Source organism: Thermocladium sp. ECH_B, assembly GCA_001516585.1.
In the GTDB taxonomy this organism is placed as follows: domain Archaea; phylum Thermoproteota; class Thermoprotei; order Thermoproteales; family Thermocladiaceae; genus Thermocladium.
Map to the genome: position 1 here is coordinate 1 of LOBW01000031.1, position 19,724 is coordinate 19,724.

At 44.5% G+C, this 19,724-nt stretch carries 16 protein-coding genes and 1 pseudogene; 9 read left to right on the plus strand and 8 right to left on the minus strand.

Going from position 1 to position 19,724, the window contains the following annotated elements:
* Window positions 1-163 precede the first annotated feature (163 nt).
* The gene (locus tag AT710_05140; protein ID KUO91942.1) at window positions 164-1,534 is read left to right on the plus strand and encodes a transposase; all 1,371 of its coding nucleotides are present in this window, start codon (window positions 164-166) and stop codon (window positions 1,532-1,534) included.
* Between the two features lie 231 nt (window positions 1,535-1,765).
* Window positions 1,766-2,821 carry a hypothetical protein gene (locus AT710_05145; protein KUO91943.1) on the plus strand — a complete coding sequence of 352 codons (1,056 nt, stop codon included), beginning with the start codon at window positions 1,766-1,768 and terminating at the stop codon, window positions 2,819-2,821.
* Here AT710_05145 and AT710_05150 read toward each other — a convergent pair.
* The 7 genes from AT710_05150 to AT710_05180 form a co-directional block, all read right to left on the minus strand.
* Window positions 2,815-3,291, minus strand: coding sequence for an alkyl hydroperoxide reductase (locus tag AT710_05150; GenBank protein ID KUO91944.1), 477 nt, complete (start codon window positions 3,289-3,291; stop codon window positions 2,815-2,817). The genes AT710_05145 and AT710_05150 overlap by 7 nt on opposite strands.
* Before the next feature lie 56 nt (window positions 3,292-3,347).
* Window positions 3,348-6,092 carry a hypothetical protein gene (locus tag AT710_05155; GenBank protein KUO91945.1) on the minus strand — a complete coding sequence of 915 codons (2,745 nt, stop codon included), beginning with the start codon at window positions 6,090-6,092 and terminating at the stop codon, window positions 3,348-3,350.
* Window positions 6,082-6,531, minus strand: a complete 450-nt coding sequence (locus tag AT710_05160; GenBank protein KUO91946.1) for a hypothetical protein — start codon at window positions 6,529-6,531, stop codon at window positions 6,082-6,084. Before AT710_05160 ends, AT710_05155 begins: the two co-directional genes overlap by 11 nt.
* Before the next feature lie 122 nt (window positions 6,532-6,653).
* Entirely contained in the window at window positions 6,654-8,699 is a 2,046-nt protein-coding gene (locus AT710_05165; GenBank protein KUO91947.1) for a hypothetical protein, read from the minus strand.
* A 6-nt stretch (window positions 8,700-8,705) separates the two neighbouring features.
* Window positions 8,706-9,215: a hypothetical protein gene (locus AT710_05170; protein KUO91948.1), complete on the minus strand. Its 510-nt coding sequence runs from the start codon at window positions 9,213-9,215 to the stop codon at window positions 8,706-8,708.
* Window positions 9,212-9,484: a hypothetical protein gene (locus AT710_05175; protein ID KUO91949.1), complete on the minus strand. Its 273-nt coding sequence runs from the start codon at window positions 9,482-9,484 to the stop codon at window positions 9,212-9,214. The genes AT710_05170 and AT710_05175 overlap by 4 nt, the downstream gene beginning before the upstream one ends.
* On the minus strand, window positions 9,481-10,248 hold the full coding sequence (locus AT710_05180; GenBank protein ID KUO91950.1) for a hypothetical protein: 768 nt from the start codon (window positions 10,246-10,248) through the stop codon (window positions 9,481-9,483). Before AT710_05180 ends, AT710_05175 begins: the two co-directional genes overlap by 4 nt.
* Before the next feature lie 118 nt (window positions 10,249-10,366).
* Between AT710_05180 and AT710_05185 the strand changes: the two genes are divergently transcribed.
* Entirely contained in the window at window positions 10,367-10,642 is a 276-nt protein-coding gene (locus tag AT710_05185; protein ID KUO91951.1) for a DNA-directed RNA polymerase subunit H, read from the plus strand.
* A gap of 38 nt (window positions 10,643-10,680) precedes the next feature.
* Entirely contained in the window at window positions 10,681-14,046 is a 3,366-nt protein-coding gene (locus tag AT710_05190) for a DNA-directed RNA polymerase subunit B (protein KUO91956.1), read from the plus strand.
* A 3-nt stretch (window positions 14,047-14,049) separates the two neighbouring features.
* Here AT710_05190 and AT710_05195 read toward each other — a convergent pair whose 3' ends face one another.
* Window positions 14,050-14,592, minus strand: a complete 543-nt coding sequence (locus AT710_05195) for a hypothetical protein (GenBank protein ID KUO91952.1) — start codon at window positions 14,590-14,592, stop codon at window positions 14,050-14,052.
* Window positions 14,593-14,647: 55 nt separating this feature from the next.
* On the opposite strand from AT710_05195, the gene AT710_05200 reads away from it, so the two are divergent.
* The 5 genes and pseudogenes from AT710_05200 to AT710_05220 all read left to right on the plus strand — a co-directional run bounded on the left by AT710_05200 (window position 14,648) and on the right by AT710_05220 (window position 19,724).
* Window positions 14,648-14,938 (plus strand): hypothetical protein, encoded by a 291-nt coding sequence (locus AT710_05200; protein KUO91953.1) that lies wholly within the window; start codon window positions 14,648-14,650, stop codon window positions 14,936-14,938.
* 3 nt (window positions 14,939-14,941) lie between these two features.
* Window positions 14,942-15,391: a hypothetical protein gene (locus tag AT710_05205; GenBank protein KUO91954.1), complete on the plus strand. Its 450-nt coding sequence runs from the start codon at window positions 14,942-14,944 to the stop codon at window positions 15,389-15,391.
* Window positions 15,392-15,628: 237 nt separating this feature from the next.
* Window positions 15,629-17,614: a hypothetical protein gene (locus AT710_05210; GenBank protein KUO91957.1), complete on the plus strand. Its 1,986-nt coding sequence runs from the start codon at window positions 15,629-15,631 to the stop codon at window positions 17,612-17,614.
* 54 nt (window positions 17,615-17,668) lie between these two features.
* Window positions 17,669-18,958: an MFS transporter gene (locus AT710_05215; protein KUO91955.1), complete on the plus strand. Its 1,290-nt coding sequence runs from the start codon at window positions 17,669-17,671 to the stop codon at window positions 18,956-18,958.
* 571 nt (window positions 18,959-19,529) lie between these two features.
* Window positions 19,530-19,724 (plus strand): annotated as a pseudogene (locus AT710_05220).

The window sequence follows — 19,724 nt, forward strand, 5'->3', positions numbered from 1 at the left end:
TACTTGATACCCACTACGCAATGAATTGCCTGAGCTTATCTTAACAAGGGATTAAGGGGAAATGTTTCCCTGCAGAAGTGAAGTTGAGTGATAAAACGAACGACAAGCCTCGCCCTTCAGGGCGGGGGTAAGGTTTAAAAACCTCTTACTATTCCTCTTTAGGATGTCCTCTTCCGGTCAATTTCTTGGGAATGGGAGGCGGGGGCCGACTTCCCCCGCAATACCGGGAGAGGACATCAAAGAAATCGAATTAAAGAATAGGAGGACTAATGTGGTTCGCCTCCTACCAAACGGGTTCCAAGAAAGAAAACTCAGAAGACTAGCCGACACCTCGGCCAAGTTGTTTAACGAGGTTAATTATGAGAGGAGGCAGCAATTCTTCCGCGGTGAAAAAGTGGATTTCGAGGGGACTTGGGGCAAATGCTACGAGAAGTATAAGGAAGAATTGGGGGTTAACGCGCAAGCAGTCATGCAGAAGAACAATGAGGCGTGGGGTTCATTCTTCTCCCTATTGAAGTTGAGGAAGGAAAACAAACTACCGCCCCACATGAACCGCGTTTCGCCACCAAGTTATTGGAAGGATGGGGAGACTGGAGAGAGGAAACTACTCCTAGTCATTAGGCAGGATAGGTACGTAGTGGATGAGCGAAACCACATCATTCTCAAGGACTTCGGCCTAGAAATCGGTTTTACGGGTAGGTTGAGGTGGTACGGCAAGCAAGGCAGGCTAGAAATATACTATGATGAGACGAGGAATGCTTGGTATGCCTCCATTCCAGTGGAGGTTGGGGTCGAGGTAACTAGGAAGGGAAGGAGGAGCAAGCATATCCTTCGCGGCGAAAGAAAGAGCATTCAAGTTAAATCACCGAAGGGTAATAAAGCAGCATCCATAGATCTGGGCATTAACGTCTTGGCGAGCGTGGTGATCGATGATGGTACGTGGTTGCTCTATAAGGGGGTTAGGGCGAAGGAGGATTATTTCTATCTACAAAATAGGATAGGTGAGGTACAATCCTTATCAAGCAAGATGAAGAACCTAGAGGAGTATGAGGCGTATTATGAGCTTAATAGGGAGGGGAGGAGGCTTTTCAAGAAATTGAGCAGGAGGCTTCTCCACTTGTATAGGAACTTTGCTTCCCACTTGCTTAAGACGCTTCACGAACGAGGCGTATCCACGATCTATTTGGGGTACCCCCTCAATATCGCGCAGGATAAGGGCAATAAGTTCACCGTGAATTTGTGGTCTTACCGAGAGTTGATGGGCATTATTGAGTTGAAGGCCCAGGAGTATGGCATTCGTGTGTTTGAGGTCATTGAGTATAATACCTCAAAGTACTGTGCTTATCATGGTGTTGAGGTTGAGAGGGGGCCTAGAGGCGTAATCAACTGTCCTAAAGGGCATAAATTGCACAGTGACTTGAATGGTGCTTTAAATATCTTGAAGAAGGCTACCGGCATAACGATCTCAGCGATAAAGAGGCCCCTATCTTTCATCGTGGACCACAACAGAGTAGCGCCCGTGAAAGGGGCGTAACCCTCTAGACCTCGGGGAACCCTCGCCCTCAAGGCGGGGAGGAGGTCAGATAGAGTACGTTAGGAAATTATTCCTAGGCGTCAAGGAGAGCGTTAGGTATGTTAAGGAGTATGAGAACTACTTCCTAAAGTAGTGAATTACTCCATCCCCTTAAACCCCCGATAGGATAAAATTGATGCAAGCATAAGGCGTATCCAATTAAATTATAAATAAGCAAATCCACTTGCTTATATGCCCCTTAACTTAATAAACGTGAAGAGGGGTATTAAGTATAGATGCAGTAAATGCGGCTTCAGCACGCCAGCCATGACTTGGATGTGGCGCTGCCCTCATTGTGGTCATCCCCTTGATCTAGACTTTGAGACCAGAAAACCGAAAGCCGCCACCTCTAGGGAACTACTTAAGGTGATTCCAGTTGAGAAACCCATAAATCTTGGAGAGGGCTTTACGCCCCTCATTAATGCTGGAAATTACATAATTAAGATGGAGGCTCTGAATCCAACTGGCTCATTTAAGGATAGGGGATGGAGCATAGCCGCATCAATAATGGATGCGTTAATGATAGAGGACTCAAGCGGTAATGCTGGAGTATCGCTAGCTGCGTATAGTAGGGGAGCAGGCATTAAGTCAAGGATATATGTCCCGGCCACTGCATCTCCATCTAAGAAGAGCTTAATGCGGCTCCTAGGCGCTGATGTAGTTGAGGCGCAAAGCAGATCAGAGGCAGCTAGGTTGGCATTAAATGATAGGGATGGGGTATACGTTGGCCACTCCTGGAATCCATTCTTCCTGGAGGGCACTAAATTAATAGCTTATGAGTTGCGTTATCAATTTGAAGCCGTGGAGTCAGTGATACTGCCATTGGGTAACGGCACCCTCCTCCTCGGTCTATATAAGGGCTTCAAGGAAATGATTGAGGAGGGCTTAATGAAGGACATGCCTAGGTTAATTGCAGTGGAGGCCCAGGGGTATTGCTCCGCATTCACGGCCTTAACTGGGCGTAATTGTTTCCATAGGGCCACGCTGCCCGAGGGCATTATGGTCAGTGAACCGCCTAGGCTCGACCAGATAATTGCCGCCATTAAGGAAAGCGGTGGGGACATAGTTCTAGCCGGCGATGATGATGTGGTAACTGGCTTAAGGATGGCTCTGTCGCTTGGACTAGTGGTGGAGCCAACGTCCGCAGTGGTCTTCGCCGTTAAGCCCAGCACTGGGGCTGTATATATAATGACAGGCTCTGGATTAAAGATGATTGATGTTATGCAGCGATTATTTCCGATTCAGTGAGCCAACTCATTCACTGCCTTGACGACATCATCATATGGCGGTTCTTTTCCAGGATCATCGGAGTACCACACGTACTTAATGGTGTGATCAGGCGCTATTATATAGACGGCTCTCTTTGCCAGGTACCTAAGACCAAGGAGGCTAGGCAGCACGACATCATAATCAGCTATTACTGTCTTATTGAAGTCGGATGCAAGAGTGAAGTTTAGCCTATTCTGCTCCTTAAATGCCTTTAGTGAGAATGGGGTGTCAACGGATACGGCTATCACGTTGGCCTTCGCCTTCTCCAGCTTAAACATGCTGTCCCTGAATGTGCAGAGCTCCTTGGTGCATACGCTGGTGAATGCTCCAGGGAAGAAGAGCAGCACCACGTACTGCCCTTTCCCCAGCACATCGTATAGATTCACCTTCTTTAGATCCGTGTCAAGCAATTCGAAGTTTGGAGCTTGGTCTCCTATCTTTAGAGGCATGGTAGGGTCCCATACTTGCATCATTTAAATATTTCATCCATGACCACTTAATTCGCTCATTGCCTNACTTGCCTATGCCGTCGATGGGTCCCGGGCTCCAGTGATTTAATCATGGAATCGATTCTCCTCAGTTCTGAAATCAGATTCACGGCCTTATCCGGGTCAGGCGCACCGCTTTTCCTTAATTCCATGATGAACTCATGAACAGTGTTTCCCCTTAGCCCCAAATTCTTCAATTCATCAATAACATGTTGGCGATATTCATGTAGAAGCTTATTCGCGGGCTCTATGTAGAGCAATGAGAAATTGTCATCCTTAATTAGATCCTTTNCTCCGGTTCTGGCCCTAGTAAATGAAATGCGAGCCGCTTCCCGGCTCATCTCAATATATTGCCTTTTTCCCTCATTAATTAGCCTTTGTAAATTAGCTTCATGCTGCGCGCCCCTTTTTCCCTGTCCCAAATTCATCATTACTGCAATCAATGGCGTCACTTTAAGCCTCACAGCAGCTTGAAGAACTGTTGGTTCTCTCTTTGTTGAGATCATCATATAATCATTAACTAAGTTATGAAGTATTGGATCCCTGGGCGTCTTAATGGTTCCCCCACCATAAAGGGTTCCAAGCCAATTATATTTCTGCGATAATTGCTTCCTAACTCTTTCTATGCCCCTCCAATTAATTGCTCCATCCCTAATGAATCCCAATTCCCCTAGTTTTCTAATGCTATTTAAATCCCCGGCCACTGCTTTTGAAGCAGCATGTAGAATCTCTATCTCTGACTTACTTATTTCGTTTATTCTAGCAGCTATGGCGTACCTAATGAATCTGACAAGCAAGTCTCGACTCCTTAACACAACTATTGACGAATTACTTGCATACATGTATGAATAAGTATCATTAAGTAACCTAATACGGAGATCCCGTGGGCTCCTCGACATTAAGGACCACGTGACATATCTTGATGTGATATCACTGACGCGTTCGCTTCTTGGATTGCTGGCGTAGGCCTTGCCCATGGCTCCATCCCGCATAAGCGTCAATGTGGTTCCATCCATTGCCCGCCTCATTCTAGTAGAGGTCAATAAGTACCTATGTAGCTCGCCTCGCCTAGCTCTGCCCCTTAAGGTACTCAATCGTCGCTCTCCTGCAACTATATTTTTACCGGTTAATCGCTTCATCAGTTTTCTCGATATCGACGTTGAGCCATAGGATGGCTTAAACAAGAATATTATGGATAATTCATAGAATAAGCCATTAACTAGCGAGTATATCGCCGTGTCGATTGCCGTGGGCATTCCTAAGACGAAGGCCAGCGCATTAATCGCGCCAAATAAAGTAGTGGAGTACACCATTACCTTAACCACGAATAAACCAAAGATGTTTGGCATTGACCTTAATTGATTCTCTAACCAGCGTAGATTAGCGGTGCTAGCCACTTCATAATAATCACTCAACTCAGTAGTGTAAGCTATATTAACGTGGTTATTCCCTATGCCTCCTGGTCCCCACCCATATAGCCGAGAACCCATAATAGTTATGCTCACCGGCATTAGGATCGTCTGGTTCTCCTTATTAGTGCAAGTAATGATGGCAATGCGTTGAGTCAAATCGCTGGGCGGATTCGGCGGGGGCATTATCACCGAGTTATTAATATTGAGTTGATTGGCTATATTCTCATAGAAACTAGATAATTTATTGAGGAGGGGTTTCACTCTTGCTTCCTCGTAGACATCACTATCATTCAATATGTGATTACAGCCATTTATTGTTATGTTGGATCCATAAGTCCAAAGAATCCAGCGCTGAGTTTCATTGGGTTTAAGCGATTCAACCCAACTTAGCGTAACGTAACCGACTCCATACTTATCCACGTATGTTGGTTGCGTGGAGTTCAGTAGTTCCCAAGCGCCAACTACTTGGTCCCCATTAATCACCGGATTAAAGGGAGGCTCTTGCAATATGACTTCCCGAATGCCATTAAGCGATTTAATCACTATGTTGGTATGTACCTTTAGCCATAAGTAGTATGATGCATCAATCGTTATTTCGCCGCTGGGCACGGGCGAAATGGAGGTCGGCGTGTATAGGATGAGTTCATGTCGCCCTATGTAACCGGTGAGAAGCCAATACTTGCCTCCAGCTGTGTATAGCAGATCCATCGGTTCCTGGGACGGTATAGCAAAGCTCAAATTAAATGATGGGGGCCTCAATCCCTGAATCGATGCAGCCGCTATGTTTGTTGAGAGTTCGGCGGTCAATGCAATGACCAATAGCGTAGCGCCTATTGTTCTCGTCTTGCCGATCAGCATTAGGGGGAGGGCGATCGCGATGAGGAAGGGGGATACATTGATCGCTATGTATGCTATCTCAATGGTTGTATTGAATACGGCTAGCATTACTTGGCTTAGATGAATGGCTGTGTATACTATGAATGATAATGGGTCAAGGAATTGCCCCACCGCCTCGAGGCCATAATAATACTGTTGGATCGGCACATTGGCTCCAGCCAATATTACCGTGGCTATTATGTTGCGGGCAGTTAATGCCACGGCGAGCGCTAATCCCATTGATGTGGAGGATCTATATATGGTTAGCCAAGCATCACGCATATATGTGAACTCGAGAATCGGATTTTGCGGCGTCGAGGGATTAATTAAGTTAATTGTGAGGGGCATTACGGCGAAGAATATGTATGAAGCTGCTATGAGTAGGATTCCCCTTTTATTTAATTGCTTACGCCAGAGCCCAATTATTATCACCATGCTTGTCTCTATGCCTATGGCGAGTTCCTCAAGTTGCATGGTTGGCTATCTCTATGAATGGTGAGATCAGCAGCTTCTTCATCATTAGCAGGGTCTCGGCTCCTGGATTAATGTTGGCTCCAAGCCCATTGGCGATATAGAACATGACGTACATTAAGACATAGAACGTGGATATCCCTATGAATATCCATTTAAAGTTATTTATTGCCTCATATAATCCGCTCATTCGACCCCATGATGTCATGCTTAGCTTTGATTCGAATATTTTATAGATGCCGGCCAATATTAGAACCCACATGCTCAGCCCTCCTATTATGGATATTATGTTAAATGCATCGCTTAGGAATGGCATTATCAAGTTATTCTCTATGGATTGTGGATTAATTCCGCTTGAGTTAGTATAATTCCCGCTGGCGTGGGCCAGCGTAGCTATGGATAGAGCCATTATTAGAATGGCTATTAGTGTTCTCCAAAGCATTCTCCATTCACGATGGGCAGATATTAATTCTTTTATAGCATGGAGTTTTGAATTTATGTTTAAAATAATGGAGAGGCACCGTGATTTCCCATTTCAGTACACTCATTAACTCCCATTCGAGCCTAGGTTTGTTTCTCCAGCTCTATCAGGACATGATTCTTCAATGGCCCTCTTATTAACATGGCCCTAGCTCTGCCGCCCAATGCTTGTGGCGGTAATGATTGTGTAAGCCATCTAACATCTTCACTGCTTAATTCGTACTTAGAGGATATTGTTGCAACGTAAGGATCGGGTCCCGCTAGTATTATATTTAATGGAATGTTCTGGATGGCCTCGCTCGATATNTCGCCTAATTCCTGTGTCACCAGGAATATGCCTAATCCGAACTTCCTTGTTCCCCTGATATATAATTCTATTAATCTACTGGATAATACATAATATGCCTCATCAATCACCAGCACGCGCTTAACTGCGGGATCGCTTCTTAATATATAACCATATATGTGATNGATCAACTGCATCATGAGGAACCTAGTTACATCTGGACTAGTTATGACTCCCTTAAAGGTTAGGACGGTGGGTTTATCGCATGCATCCTCTATGTTGATATGCTTGGCATTATTGATGGACTCCCCTATTCTCTCGTATATGCTAGTTAATAATGTGCTGTTTGACGCATTGATCAGTCTCCGTATGCCGGTGGCCGTGTCTTTAATATCGCCTCCAGCATATGCCAGCTCAAGGTCCTCCATGATATGCTCAACTTCATCCACTCTAAAAGATGTTGAAATGGACTCGGCGATTCTGCTTATCCTCTCGCTTTGGGTTACACTGCCTAAATCAAAAATATTTATGATTTGCTTAGTTATATCTATCGTGTTCACCCCCTTTAATCCAGAGTACTCACCATGTGGATCGATTATAATAGGCATTATGCCTTTACTCATCATCCTGATCAAGAGGGTCTTCATGGTCCATGTCTTGCCCATTCCAGTTGGTCCAATTATGATTCCATGCATGCTTGGAAGAAGTCCGGCATCCATGTTAATCTGATTTCCCTGCCTATCCCTGCCTATCCTAATGGAGTTACTTCCCCTCTCTTCCGATGCCTTGAATGGTAAATAAATCATTAAATCCCTCGTCAATCCATCATGCATGAATGCATCTGGCCTATTAAATACATAGGGCGGAGGCAGGATGTTAGTGAAGCCATCGTTTAACTTATCCACTGAAAGCACTATGAACTTAATGGGGGNCTCCCCCGAATTTAATCTGTCTATTACATTTCTCCACTTGATGGCATCAAAGTAGTACTTCCCCATTTCCTTGACTACGCTTCCCTCATTTGCCTTATGGTACATTTTCCTCGCTTTTCCGCTTAATTCCTGATTGCTTCGAATAATCACGCAATAATTGCCTATACCTTGTTGCGCCATCGATAATGATCTTCTCGCTTCATCATCCGTATCCTTAAAAAGCTCATCATTGCCATTCGATACATAATTAAAAGGTAGGCCTGAGAAAACCCATTTGCCTCTGATAAAGCCATAAAACAAGTAACCCAATATCGACGTGCTAATGAGTAGACCAGGTGATCCATATATTATTAAGTAGACCATGGGCGCTGTAATCAGTAATAGGTGTTTAGTCCTCATCTTTATGGCTCTTGCCTCATATAGTTCAGTTAATTCCTGATTGCTTAGCCTATGCCTTATTATGAAGTACTCGCTGATTACTCTCTCCATCATTAATAACTTAGTCCTTGTATAATTCATGTCATCCGCATTAATGCTCCGACTAAGTCTGATCAGTACATTTCCATTTATTACCATGAATGATATCATGGTTTCCTCATCCAATGCAAGCCTTTGAATGAGTTCAGTGACTAGGATCGAGTACTTGCTTCCACTTAAACGCTCGGAATTAAATAATGGTTCAACATTATAGAATACATGAATAATGCCGCCTCCAACATCATATACATAGTCGTTTTTGATGGAGATCAACGGCATTGCCTTATGCGTTATCGTATTCAATAGAAGTGGAATAGAATATTCCCAAGTAATCATCAGCAGCGGCGCTATAAATAGAATTATCCATCCATTAAATAATGCGGCAACATGTATTGCGGCGAGGGACAGGATGATTAACCGGAGCTTCCCATTCATGATGCATTACTTGAATAATTCATCCGGCAAGTCATCTATTGTCGTTAATTTAATATATTTATCTTTGTCCAAATCATTCTTGGCCGGTTTTCTACGGGGCAATTTAATGACGATGAGTTTATGTCCATGCTTCTCAGCGCTTAATTCATGTTCTATTAGATCATCGCTAGCTCCAAGATTTTTATAAGACTCCCTGACCCAATCCGCGTCGTACTTGCCTTGCTTCAAGTAATTCATTATTCCATCCTCATCGCGTCTCCAGAGCAATGCAATAATTATAGCTGGATTACCCTTATCGACTAGGCTGGAAACATCTCCAGCATCGTAGCCGTTCAGTACTTGATTAAGCATCGTAAGGCATTGTTGGAATAATTTTCCGCATTTCTTGGCTATGTCCTTGGCGTAATCACCTCTACCCACGCTTACAGTCTTGATCTTGGCCATTTTGGCGTACCCTATATTTCGTAGATCATGCGCCATTTTCTGATTTAATTCATCTAACTTTCTCTCCCTCATTGCGTGCACCTCATGGAGAGCCAAACCTGTAGAAAATTAGCTAGCTCCGGATCCACTTGCTTCACCTCATTCACTACATCATCTATGGTTATCTTTGATAGTATTTTCTTCGTTAATTCATCATCTCCCAGCAACTCTATGAGGTCCCGAGTTAACCTCATTGCTCTCCTAACTCTACTATCCGAGTTCCTCTCCTTTGGATTCTCCTTAACCTCATCCCCCAACACATCGCTCAGCCTGCTTAGTCTCTCCTGTCTATTCGGTATCACAATTTAACACCCATTAATTGCTCCACCTGCTTTGCTATTTGCTTAGTAACGCCAGTTATTGCTGGCCTAAATGAGCCTGACTTATAGTGCACGGCAAGCGATCCATTATTAGTATAATGACGTGCATAATGATCGAAAGGTATCTTCATGGTTTCGCCATTATTCATGTATTTCCTCGCATAGTCCACTAGCGGATCATTATCGATCGCTATCATGTTAACAATGGTATTCACTATGCCGTAGCCATCATAGAATCCCATGATTTCCTTATAGAGCTTAGTTAACGAATCAATGGATGACTCGCTTGGCTCCATTACCAAGTTAACTATATCCGAGAAGGCAATCAAAGTATGGTGAATTGTCTTCTCCATATTCGCTGGAAAATCAATCAATATTAATTTGACTCCATTCCTCGATAAATCTATGACTAATTTCTCGAATCGAGCCGCCACTATGTGCCTATTGACTCCGAAGAACAGGAAATACTTCTGGGATAAGTCGCCCGGCGGTATTATTGATACGTTCTTATGCTCCTTCGATTCATGCGCCTTATAATTAGCGCCAGTTGCTAAATAGTCTAATATGCCGCCATCATTATCTATCCCATGAAGCTTGCTCACAGTGTTGTTACCGTCAAAGCCCAGATCTATTACTGTGACTGAGGCATCCAATATTGCCGCCATATTGGCAACTATTGTGCTCTTGCCGACGCCGCCCTTTGAGCCGCTCGTGAATGAGACCACCTTCGCGCTTGGCCGTATCATGGCCTCATCGCTTCAGTTAAATATTAATATCTGCCGTATGATGGGAACTAACAATTAATTGAAATATGGATCACGTTTGAAAAGATTTATTAATAGACTAGTTATCAATGTAAACATAATGTCATCTCATCGTTCAAGAAAAAAGAAGGAGGAATTGGTTTCCCAGAAGGCCTTGGAGCATGAATTAGTGCCTAAAGCTGAACTAGTTCCAATGGAGGAGGCTAAAGCGCTATTGAAGGGACTTAATGTGGCGCCTTGGCAATTACCGTGGATAAGGTCGCAAGACCCATTAATAAGGGCGCTCGGTGCAAAGCCTGGTAATGTGGTTAGAATATACAGGAAATCGCCCACCGCGGGAGAAATGGTTTTTTATAGGATAGTGGTGTCGGGTTGATAGTAATGAAGAAGGGCAACCTAATACTTCCTTATTTAATGAGGACTGATGATTCTCAATCATTTCCATCAATTAACGATAGATGGACCATTGTTGAGTCCTATATACGGGAGAATGGATTGGTGCGGCATCAAATAGATTCGTTTAATGATTTCCTAGACAATAAGTTACAGAGAATGGTTAAGGAAATGGGCAGCGCTGAAATGAACATAAAGGGAATCTCATTGATAGTGGATAAGGTGGAGATAGGCAGGCCCAGGGTAAAGGAATCCGATGGAATCGAAAGCATAATTTATCCCATGGAGGCTAGGATGAGGAATGCGACGTATGCCGCCCCCATGTATATGCGGATGATGCTCGTGGTGAACGGCGAGGAGTATCCAAGTGAGAGGGTATACATAGGCGACATGCCTATAATGGTTAAGTCCAAGTATTGCAACTTAACTGGACTAAAGCCCAGCGATATAACTAGGAAGCTCGAGGATCCAGATGATCCTGGCGGCTACTTCATAATAAATGGAAGCGAGAGGGTAGTAGTTGCGCAGGAGGATTTATCGTTGAATAAGCCAATATATGAGATAGATCAACGCGGTGGAACCAAGGTATATATGGCTACGATAGTCTCCATAGGTCCCGGCTATAGAACCAAGGCCACTGTCGAGCTGCACAGGGATGGCGTGATTTACGTTCAATCAGTGGGTCTCTCAATAAAGTTGCCGTTCCCAATAGTGATGAAGGCGCTAGGCATTGAAACGGATCAAGACATAGTAATGGCGATAAGCGATGATCCGGACATCCAGAACGAGTTAATGGCGTCACTGGAGAAATCCAGCCAAGTGGCTGCTACCATAGATGATGCGCGGGACTACATTGGTGGTAAAATAGCTATAGGCCAATTAAGGGAAATAAGGATTGAACGCGCATTATCCACACTGGACAAGTACTTCCTGCCCCACTTAGGTACATCGCCTGATCCTGAGATAAGGATGAAGAAGGCCCTGTTACTGGGGCAAGCGATAAAAGGTGTAGTTGAGCTTTACNTGGGTCGGAGGAAGCCGGATGATAAGGATCACATGGCTAATAAGAGGATAAGGCTTGTTGGTGACTTAATGTCCCAATTATTTAAGACTGTTTTTAATCAATTCATGCAGGACCTGAGAAGTCAACTCGAGAAGTATTATGCCAGGGGCAAAGTGCCTAACCTAGCCACCATAGTTAGGGCTGACATAATGACAGAGAGAATACGACATGCATTATCCACTGGTAATTGGGTTGGCAACAGGACCGGAGTGACTCAAATGTTGGATAGAACTAATTACTTATCTACGATCAGTCATCTACGCAGGGTATTATCATCTCTGGGCCGGGGCCAGCCTCACTTTGAGGCTAGGGATCTACATCCAACGCAATGGGGTAGATTATGTGCAGTTGAGACCCCTGAAGGCGCTAATTGTGGACTTGTGAAGAACATGGCTCTCCTTGCTTCGGTGACCGTTGGCGTTGATGAGAAGGAGGTTGAGGATATGCTTTATGAAATGGGCGTTATCGATATAATGACTGCTAGAAGAAACGGCATAAAGGGCAGTGAGGTTCTTCTAAATGGTAGGTTGATAGGCATTCATGAGGATCCAAAGCAGCTCGTGACTAGGTTAAGGGAAATGAGGAGAAGAAATGAGATAAGCAAGGAAATAAACGTAGCTTATATAGATGAATTACGAGAGGTTCGGGTCAACTGTGACTCTGGCAGGCTTCGTCGTCCTCTTCTGGTTATAGAGAATGGTAGGCTTAAATTGCGTCCGGAGCATATAGAGAATATAAGGAAGGGCATATGGACGTGGAGCGATCTCGAGAAGAATGGCATAATAGAGTACTTGGATGCAGATGAGGAGGAAAATGCATTGGTAACAATTAATTCAACAAGCGATTTAAGCAAGTTCACCCATATGGAGATATATCCATCAATTATGCTTGGCGCAATTGCCTCAATAATACCATTCTCTGAGCATAACCAGTCCCCCAGGAACATATATGAGGCAGCCATGGCGAAGCAATCACTTGGAATGCCGGCGTCTAATTATAGATATAGAATGGATTCAAGGGGGCACCTCCTCATTTATCCCGAGAGACCGCTTGTGACTACCAGAGGAGCTGAATTGGTTGGTTATAGCAAGAGACCATCTGGCCAAAATGCAGTTGTTGCCCTAATATCATATACTGGCTATAATATGGAGGATGCGGTCATAATTAATAAGGCATCAATTGAGAGAGGCATGTTTAGAAGCATCTTCTATAGAACTTATGAGACCGAGGAGATTCGTTACTCCGGCGGCGAGACGGATAAGATAGAGATACCAACTTCAAGCGTGAGGGGTTTTAAGGGCGCAGATGTGTATTCCCACCTAGATGAGGATGGCATAATAATACCTGAGGTCCTGGTATCCAGCAATGAGGTGCTAATAGGAAAGACGAGTCCGCCGAGGTTTTATGGTGCATTCGCGGAGGAGGCTCTTAAGAAGGAGAGGAGGGATTCCTCAATAACGGTCAGGCGAGGAGAGAGGGGCATTGTTGATAGGATACTGATAACGGAGAATAGCGAGGGGTATAAATTGATAAAGGTAAAGGTAAGGGAGGTACGTAAACCGGAGCTTGGTGATAAATTCGCTAGCAGGCATGGTCAAAAGGGAGTCGTCGGCATGGTTCTCCCCATGGAGGATATGCCATTCACAGAGAACGGCATAGTTCCAGACATAATAATTAATCCGCATGGCATGCCGAGTAGAATGACTATTGCGCAGTTATTGGAGGCAATAGCCGGTAAGGTATCATCCATGACGGGGCAATTAGTGGATGCCACGCCATTCGAGGGGGTCGATGAGAATACCCTTAGGAACATGCTTGAGAAGCTTGGGTTCAGGTGGTCTGGAAAGGAGGTAATGTATAATGGATTAACTGGAGAGAAGCTAGTTGCCGACATATTTGTAGGCGTTATTTACTACCATAAGCTGCATCACATGGTTGCCGATAAGATACACACTAGATCCACTGGGCCAGTTCAGATACTAACTAGGCAACCAACGGAGGGCCGTTCCAGGGAGGGCGGATTAAGGCTTGGAGAGATGGAGAGAGACGTATTGATAGCTCATGGCGCCTCTGCGCTACTTCATGAGAGACTAGTGGAGTCAAGCGATAAATATACAATGTATGTGTGTGAGGATTGTGGTATGATTGCTTGGTATGATTACCATAAGGGTCGCCCTGTCTGTCCAATACATGGCAACAAGAGCAATGTTTCGAAGGTGGTGGTTCCCTATGCCTTTAAATTGATGTTGCAGGAATTGATTAGTTTGGGCATTTATCCAAAGATAGAGCTATCGGATTTCATAGAGGAACATAAGGCTGAGTAATTTTTACTCCCTTTCCTTTATTTGCTTTATATAGAGGTTATATAATTCATAGAATCTCTTTTCGTGATCATCGTAATTTATGAAGTACTTCTTCGGCACTTTATCATTGATTATCGGGATTCCCTCCATTTTCAGCAATTTCTTCTTTATATCGATTGCATTATTTATGAGGGGGTCATGAACCGAGTAGCCCCCTATATTTCCATCTGACTGAATAACTCTATGACACGGCACAATTATGGGTAATGGATTCTTTGAGAGAAGTAACCCAACGAGTCTCGGACTTATGCCGAGTAGCCTACCCATGGATGCGTATGAGGCAACTTTGCCGCGTGGAATGGCCAGTAATGATATCATGAGTAACCCCAACATATTGGCTGGCACCTCTATCATGCTTAGCAGCTCACTTTCGCTCGGCAGCTCAAGTCGTTGTTGGGATACTTCCCTAGCCAACTTAGCGCTAACTATTTTTCCATTCCCATTCCTACACATCTGCAATGAGTAGCCCAATCCATCCAAAGCGAAGTTAATGCATCGTTTTACCACAGTTGACTAACTAATAGTGACTGATTTATAAATCATTTTGCCTGACACCAAAAACATGGAGTGCACAGCCAGAATAAGGCTGAGATTTGCTGGAGTACTTAAGATATTTGCTGGAGATAATGAAATTAGCATGGAGGTGCCCTGCGGCTCAACAATTAGGGACTTAATAACTAAGTTAGGCTCCAGTAATCCGAAGCTTTTTTCTAGATTAATGGATGGAAAGGAATTGATGCCCGACATATATATAGCGATAAATGATATAGACATACGGCTACTTAAGGATTTAGCGACGCCGCTCAAGGATAACGATGTGGTTCTATTTCTATCATATATACATGGTGGTTGAGTAATGATGATCACGACCGATCTAGGGGCATTAAGTTACGAGGTGGTTACGATTGTTCTGGAAAGGAATGCGACTGAAAATGATTTAAAGAGAATAATGGAGTCAATAAAGGCCGATGTATTCATTGTTCTAAACGCATCAGCCGCGCCAGGGGATCTGGATATGCTTTATTACCTGTACTTTGCCCTCAGGTCCCACCTAAATGGAACTGGAATTGCGAGGGATCCCAATATGGAGGCAATAGCATTGAGCCAATGCACGCTTCACATAAATGATGCAGCGAAAAAGGCTTCGCCTGTGGGGCATCAAGTAATCACGATAGCTGCGTTGTCCAGGACCAGCGTCTCGATCGGTTATTTGGGAAGCGATAAAGTAATTGGTTCATCCACGCGGTTCAGGAAGAATTATTGTTCGAGGCAGTCCATTCTTCTTAAAATAATGGAAAAGTATTAATCCCCAAACAATTGGAGTTTTAGTTCTTATCTTTTCACTGTTTTCTACATGTGTTTTCTAGGTTTGGATGTGCCATTATATAGTGCAGCGCATCGGTTAATTAATGATTGATCATATATTTTTATTCTTAATATAATCATTAATATTCTATAATGTTAGAATATATTATATTTACTGAAAAATAATACTTAAAAATTAAGCAATAAATTTATTATTATGAGTAAAAATAATCTAAATATTAGATTTGATCCAACCAAAGGGATCCTGCCAAACCTGGGCGGCGCCTATTTCGCCGAATACCAGAAAGCCATGGATGATCCGGAAGCATATTACGGCGAGATTGCTAAGAAAGCATTGTACTGGAGGCGACCATGGAACAAATATGTTGAATACAGGGATCCAATTCATAAATTCTTCGTAGGTGGATTAACTAATTACACGTATTGGTTTGACATCCATGAGAATAGCTGGACTAGAAACAAGTTGGCGTATATATGGGAGGGAGAGCCCACCGATGATAAGGGCAATCCACTAGAGATCAGGCGATTCACATATGATGAGATGTGGCGAAGCATAAATAGGTTCTCCAAGGCCTTGCTTGATCTGGGAATAAGGAAAGGAGATAGAATTGGTATATATATGCCCATGGTTCCAGAGGCACTGATAGCCGCGTTCTCAGCTATTAGGATAGGCGCAATACATGTAATAGTTTTCAGCGGCTTCGGCGCAGAGGCGCTTGCCAATAGGTTAGCTGATTCTAAATCACGCATATTGATAACGGCCGATGGAGGATATAGGCGGAGTAAATTCGTTGATCTTAAGTCCACCGCTGAGAAGGCATTCGAGAAGGTTTCCACTCTTGAGAAAATGATAGTGGTGAATAGATCTGGGCGAAAAATCGACCTGAAGCAGGGACGCGACTTGGCATTTGATGAATTAATGGCATCCACTCCAAGCAATACTTATGTGGAACCAACCTGGTTAGAGGCCAATGAGCCTGTGTATATAGTATATACGTCTGGCACGGTGGGTAAACCTAAGGGCATAGTCCATACATCCACTCATTATGTATGGCTCTGGGCCAATATGTATTGGGCATTCGATCTAAATGAGCAAAATGTTAAGAAGGATGTATGGTTCTTCACCGGGGACTTCGGTTGGGCAGGGGGCCACTTCTTCACCATATATACGCCGCCCATGTTTGGATTAACGGCCGTATTCTACGAGGGCGCTCCAGATACTCCGGCGCCGGATAGGTATTGGTCAATAGTGGATCGATACGGGGTTACGGTTCTCTATACGTCTCCAACCGCCGTTAGGATGTTCATGTCGCAAGGCGATCATTGGGTTAAGAAGCATGATTTATCCACTCTTAGAATCCTGGGAAGCGTGGGCGAACCATTAAATGCCGAGGCGTGGAAGTGGTTCTATGAAGTGGTGGGTAAGGGTCGGTTACCAATAATAGATACTTATGGACAGACGGAGACCATAGTTCCCATTTTCCCACCATACGGTATAGATAAGATACCATTAAAGCCGGGCTCCGCAACGGTTCCCCTCCCAGCAATTGAGGCGGATGTAGTGGATGAGGATGGCAAGCCAATTAGGGGAGAAAAGGGTTACTTGGTATATAAAGTACCATTTAAGGCGCCAACGATATTCCTCACCATGTGGGGCGATGCCGATAACTTCGGTAAACCTGATTGGATTGGCGACCCAGCTCTAGTTAAGGCAACATACTATGAGAGATTCCCCGGCTATTACTACACCGGAGATGCGGCGNTGATAGATGAGGATGGATACTTCTGGTTACTTGGTAGGGCTGATGATACTCTTAAGATAGCTGGGCATAGGCTTGGAACCGCTGAGATAGAGAATGCGTTCCTTATGCATCCAGCCGTTGGCGAGGCCGCGGTAGTGGGGAAGCCCGATCAATTGCGAGGTGAAGTAGCGGTGGCATTCATAGTGTTGAGGCCAGGCTTCACCGCATCCCCTGNATTGGCTAAGGAACTAAAGGAGTCCGTGAGGAAGGCATTGGGTCCCATAGTTGTCGTGGATAGGGTGTTTTTCGTACCCAAGATACCGAAGAATCGAAGCGGCAAAGTGCTTCGTAGGGTTGTTAGGGCCCTTGTGAGGGGCGAGAATTATGGCGATGTCTCCACAATAGATGACTCATCATCAATAGATGAGATCAGGAAGGCACTGGACAGCGGCGGCTATTAGCGGCTTTCTCCGGCGCAAAAATATAAAAATACATTGATCTACTTCTAGATACTGATGGGAGTTAGGTTAACTACTAAGCAGTATTTGGTTCCAGTAATTTCGACAATGTTAATATGGGGACTCGAATACTATGACATAATAATTTACTCCTCCTTGGCATATATAATTCAGCCACTCTTCTTCTCAAGCTCCCCCGTGCTTGGATTATTAGAGGTTTGGTTTGCATTCGCATTATCCTACTTAGTGAGACCCATTGGTGCAGTATTATTTGGGCACCTCGGCGATAAGAGGGGGAGGCGATACACCACGATATTGGATGCTGGATTAATAGGCCTAGCCGCAATAGTGATAGGTCTCCTGCCTCCCTACTCATCCATAGGCCTAGCTGCGCCCCTGGCATTCTATGCCATGAGGCTACTGCAAGGTCTCTCCCTAGGAGGAGAAGCCGGGGGCGGCGCAACGTGGGCTATGGAAATGGCTCCAGCCCGGCTAAAGCCTATTCTAAATGGAATAATGTATAGTGGACTTTCATGGGCTGTCTTCCTCTCGTCATTCATGGTATTAGCTATTAAGGGGATCTTGCCATCCTCTGCGTTCGAGGCATGGGGTTGGAGAGTAATTTACATATTTGGCGCGGTGCCTGCATTAATTGCATTGATAATACGACTAAGCGGCGTTGAGTCGCCAGAATGGCTTGAGGCCAAGCGGGTTGGTAAATTACCTAAGCTTCCTCTTGCCTCAGTGATGAGGAGGCATTGGAGGGCTTTACTTATAGTTATTTTGATAAATCTGGGATTAACCATGTATTACTACGGCGGCACCGGGTTCTGGAGTTACGCCATACCAAAACTAATAGCGCCTCACGCTGGGGTATCTCCATCAAGNGCGCTTGATTTTGCCTTGACCCTAAGCATGTATGGGGGTCTTGGAGCAGTGGTGGGGGAGGTGTTGAGTGGATTCATTCTTAACAAGATTAGTCCCCGCTCATTATTCATCTTATCCTCGATAGCATTAATGGCTATATCGCCACTTGGGGTTAATTTATCGTTCAGTTTTAATTCAATGGCTCCATTCATGACCCTAATAATAGGCATCTTATTCGGCTTAGCCGCGGCTCCCCAGACGCTTTACTTCACGTCGCTGTTCCCAGTTGAGGCGAGATGGAGTGGCGTGTCATTTGGTTGGAATATAAACGCTGCAATCGGGCCACTATCCACCCTCATGGTTCTAATGCTGATGCGTGGATCAATTAGTGCCGCCGCATTCGCTAGCTCAATTGTAATGATAATTAGCGCTGCATTAGTTGTGATTGGCGCGATTCCATCGGTGAAACGCTACGGTTAATGCATAATCGCCCGGATTAAATTCATCTTTCTCGCCGGATATACATTATCCATGAGAGAGAGGCAAGTCCTTTTAGAGGGGGATCCCATTAAACCCCACTTAACTTGATTAGGAAGGTGGATGGAGTATAGCTGTGTTTTCCTCGACCAGCTCAATGATTTAAGGATGATCATGTATGATCCCTTAAGAGGAATGCCGTGGCGGAAGTAAAAGCAAGGATAAGTACGCCACGGGTAAACACGTTTACTTCTGCGCATCCTTTAAAACATGAAACTAATCTCCTTGATTGTGATGAGTCAGAGTTACTCGTATTAGGTGAAGAGAAAAAGGCCCATGGAGGCCGCTGATTCCATCTCAAGTTCTTCAAATAGTGATAAAGAGAATGCTAAACCTCGCCCTTTAAGGGTGGGGAGGAAGTTAGCTATACGGAAAATCAAGATAGTTGAAAACGCCATGAACTGCTCCATCCATAAGAATGGGGTCTCTTCTAGGCGAGGTTTTAATTAATGATAGTTCAATGTTTGTGTGGGGTGGTTTTAGGTTTTATACTCACAATTCCACGCTCAATCATTTGAAACATGCAGGGTGGGAGCTGCCCGTGGTGCCCGTGGAGCTCCGCCCACTACCCATAACGATGGGCAAGGCGGGGCGGGGAAGCCTCGCCCTTAAGGGCGGGGTAGCTCACATTAAGTGGCATAATCTTTTAAAGAGTGAATGGCATTGCTTTTCTATGGCAAAGAAAGTAGTTAGTATTAGAAAGGTTCCC